The organism is Pseudomonas edaphica (assembly GCF_005863185.1).
In the GTDB taxonomy this organism is placed as follows: Bacteria; Pseudomonadota; Gammaproteobacteria; order Pseudomonadales; family Pseudomonadaceae; genus Aquipseudomonas; species Aquipseudomonas edaphica.
The window spans coordinates 1-4,366 of the sequence record NZ_VBVZ01000526.1 but is presented as its reverse complement, the minus strand read 5'-3'; the positions used below and the strand labels follow the sequence as shown (position 1 = coordinate 4,366).

General features: G+C 58.8%; 1 protein-coding gene. It reads left to right on the top strand.

Annotated elements, in window-relative coordinates; genetic code table 11:
- A partial coding sequence (locus FEM54_RS25725) for a leucine-rich repeat domain-containing protein (RefSeq protein ID WP_138453573.1) occupies positions 1-4,366 on the top strand: 4,366 nt, incomplete at both ends.

Here is a 4,366-nt window from a genome sequence, read left to right as displayed (position 1 = left end):
TAAGACCTATATTCGCCAGGGCGATCGAGTCTACGAGCAGGTTTTTGATGAGTCGATCAAAAGCTGGAGGATTAAGCATCCGACCCATGCCGAGCTTTACCAGCCGATTCTTCAAAGCAACGGTCGGGGAGCCTGGCGTCACACCCTTGAGCGGCCTGCCGAGTGGGATCGCCTGACCTTGCTGCGGCGCTTGGGGCCAGAAACCGACGCTTTTTCCGACACGCAGTTGCTCAAGGTGGCGGATGTCAGCGGGGTCAGCGACAGCGCCCTGCGCAAGATGCACATGGACCTCGCGGCACCGCCGCCTGAACTGCTGGATGCCATGCGCTTGTTCAAGGCCGACGCGGAAAGCGGGCAGGTGATAGAGCAGCTGCGAGGCAGCCAGCCAATTGACGAGCGTTATCTGTTTGCATTGCCGCTGGTCGCTGAAATGCCTCGTTGGCCAAAAACGCGCGTGCTCGAGGTGTTCAAGGGTGTTGAGTTCTCTGGGGAGTCCGTGAAGTACGGTGTTGGGCGTGTGCCTCGTCGTGGCGTCGCGAAGGCGCCGATCCAGATTTCCCGCGCTGACGTCCTGGGTGGGCGATTGCCTGCGGTCATACTGGCGGCATTGGATGAGACGGAAGTCACCAGCCTGTTGGGCGCTGAGGGGGCGCGGGTCCGCGATGTGAGGCCGCAAGAGTTTCGCCAGCAAATCGCCGACTATGCCCAAACCCGCAAACCGGCGATTTTCGACAGTCTTTACGCAGGCACCGAACCCGTCGATAGTCAGGTCAAGCTCTTGCAACGAACCTGCCCCGGGCTCAGCGAAGCCGCTGCCCGAGAGACACTGGCCCACGCGTCCTTGGATGATCTCAAACGCCTGGAAGCGACGCGCCGGGTGCCTTTGACCCTGCTGGAGGAGGCGAGCTGGTACGCCATCCAAGGTCGGCAAACCCGGGCTTACGCGGGTTTACGCAGCGAAACCATGGCCTTGGCGGACAGTCGCCGACTGGCGTTATATACCTTGGAAAGGTTACCGGGTTGGCCCGACACCCTGCGCCTGGAGGTGCGTGAAGGCAGTAACAGCGGCACGCTGCTGGACAGCATCGGCAGCCCCACGGCACCGGACAAGAAATACCTGGTGAAAAAAGGCCCGCGCTTTCAAGCGTTCGATGAGCGGGGAGAGGCACTCAACAGCCTGCCCACCGAGGGTGATAATTTTTACCCCTCGCTGATGCATACCATGCCCGATGGCGCACGCCAAGCGCTGGGTGTACCGCATGTCGGTCAAAGTGCACAACTGCAAGCCAAACTCGTCGCGCTTGCTGACCGTGAACGCAGCCAGGCACCGCAATGGCTGGCGCCGCAACGTCGTTGGTTCAAGCCGCCGGTACGGATCAACGACACGTTGGTGGGGTATTACGCCAGTGGGCGAGCGGAGGGCCAGACTTTGAGTCTTGAGTCTCGCGCGCAAGCGCTCTTCGGCCTGAGTGACACTCAAGCCGGTGAGTACATTGTGCAGTTGCAGGCGCAGGGCAAGGACAACAAAGCTATCTTCAACCATCTGCAAAACCGTGAACGCCAATACACGGAGCTGGCGTCCAAACTCGACGAGTGGGTCATGCCCTCGCGCGGTGCTGTTTCCGATGATCGCAACTACCAATATAGATCCCACATGGCGCAACAGCTCAAGGATGCCTGGCGCAAGGAAGCGGTGGTGGGGAAGGTCAACAACGCTGATCGCTTGTACCTCAACGTCGACGGGCATCTACCGCCTTTGACGGTTGATTTCTCCCATATTCGTGAGTTGACGGTGGTCGGAGGGCCGATGAACGAAGCTCAAGTGGAGAGCTTTCTGGCGCGGTTTCCCAATGTACAAACCCTGTCTATTGGCGATACCAACCTGTTATGGGGGGTGGGCGAGAGTGGGAGCGGTTCGACACTGATGACGGTGCCCTCGACGGTGACCGGTATGGCCAGCCTCAAAAGCCTGAGGTTCGGCACGTCGGTGAAGCAACTGGCGCCTGAGTTTTTCTCAAGGCTCAACACCTTGACTTCACTGGAGGCGTTGCATATCGATTACCGCGGATACTCCGTCACCGCGCTCAACAGCTTGGACCTGTCGGCGTTGGTGCAGTTGAAACGCTTGCAAGTCGATGCCCCTGCTGGCTTGTCGAAGTGGCCGGCCGGTGTCGAGGACCTTCCCCATTTGGAACGTCTCGATTTGAGCCGCACCGCGATCAGTGAGGTGCCCGCCACGCTGTACAGCGGGCATGAACAACTGTGGGCAGGGCTGTCGATGGACTGGTCAATGTTCTCGCGCGAAGCATTCAAGCCTGCCTACGAGTACGTCAGAACCTACAAGGGCGACAGGGGGCACTTGGTTGACTTGCACCAGATGGTCAGCGACTACACCAAGGGCGAGCTGCGGGAACTGGCCACTAACTCAAGTTTGGCTAGCCCACTGCATCAAAAAATAATGGCAACCGCGCTGACGCCTGAAGCGCGGTTTGCTGCTATTGAGGCGCTCAGCGACCAATACGCTGGCATTTTTGCGCAGTTTTACTACCCACCGACCAATCCCGCGCAGCGCTTCAGGTTACGTTCGGCTGGATGGCAGACGGGGCCAGGCGCCCACGTGATCAGTGCGCTTGAAGCCAATTGGTGGGACGCCGTAGGCGAGCGGTATGGAATAATCAGCGATTCTTCGGTGTTTGAGTTGCCAGCGCCTGGGTTTGCAGTGACCACCCCTCTGTTGCAGGTGAGTGCGGTTGAACTGCCCCCGTTACCCACCGCAAGCTTTGCCCATGTACGCACGCTGCGCCTGCGTTGGCCGAGCACATCCATCGAGCAGACACGCAGCTTTATTCGTGCATTCAGCAATACGCAAACCCTTGAGCTGAACGGCCTTGGCTTGACTGAAATACCCATAGGTACAGGCGATCTTCCGGCCTTGACCCGGCTTGATCTTTCCAACAACCGCCTTGCCATGCCGGCCTTGCAGGCGCAACTCAATGATCTCAAAAGCCTTGAATTCCTGGATCTGAGTCATAACAGCCAACCGCTTACCGGCGTGGATGTCAGCGAACTGACGCAGCTCAAGGCGTTGAACTTGCGCAGGACAACACTGCAGGCTTGGCCGACCGGAGCCGAGCGCTTGCCGCAATTGACCTGGCTGGACCTGCGCGACAATCAACTGGTGAGCCTGCCGTCCGAGGTGCTGGCGACTGACGCGCTCTTGATGAAAACCAACTTGACGGGAAACGCCTTCAGTACGGCGGGTGAGTCCGAGCTGGAATCAGCGCGCCGGCGGGTCGAAGGCGCCAGGGCATTGCCACAGGGTGCGTTGGCGCGGTTTGAACAACAAAGTGTGCCGGCCGTCTTTCCTCCTGCGGAAACGGGCCTGACGATGTTGAATTATTTGTTGCCATTGCCCCGCAAAATCACACTGATCGAAGGGCGCGCGGGGTTTGTCGGGCGCTTGCAGGAACTGACCCCGCAGGTGACCGAGGAAAAGGCTTTGCAATGGTTCGAGCAGTTACGTACTGCCGGTGGGATGAATGACCTGCAAATAGATGCGCTGTTGACCACATGGCACCAGGAGTACGAGAACCTGGTGCGCGAGCTTAACGGCTGGCTGTATACCCGCGAGTTACCCGGCCCGGACATCAGCCGGGCCGCTGAAGAGCGTCAGCTGGTCGCTCTCAAGATCGCTGAGTGCTGGCAAACCGGTGTGTCGGCCGAAGCCGGTTATGAACTGAGCCTGCATGGCTTGCAAACCGATAATCTGCCCGCATTGACGGTGCAGTTCAGTCATGTCCATACGCTGAATTTAACCGGTGTGCGGTTTTCGGTGGCGGGTGTCGAGGGTTTCCTCAATAGCTTTCCCGCAGTACGCAAGCTGGTCATGAGTGGTAATGAACTGTCGGCCATTCCCGAGGCAGTGCAGCACATGGCCCAGCTTGAGCAACTGGAGCTGGGAAATAATGCCCTCACTGATCCCGAGCCCGTGTATCGCCTTTTGGGTGGCGAACGCCTGCGCCGCTTGGATCTACACAGAAACACTCTGAGTGAGTTCGATGCCCAATCTTTCACTCGGATCGAGACCCTGGATCTCAGTTACAACCGCCTCACCGAATGGCCCGACGGTACGTTGCAAGCGCCGAACCTGCGGACATTGAACCTCTGCGGCAATGACCTCAGGGATTTGCCCCATGGCTTGCTCGACGGCAGTCACCATACGTTGGTGATGGGTACGGACCTTTCCGAAAACGAATCGCTTTCATACGACAGTTTTGAGGAGATGAAACTCTACGGCAATGGGCCGGTGATGGGGTGGAGTCGGGCCGAAATTGACCAGCGAATTGAGGCGTTTGAGGAGGGTTCG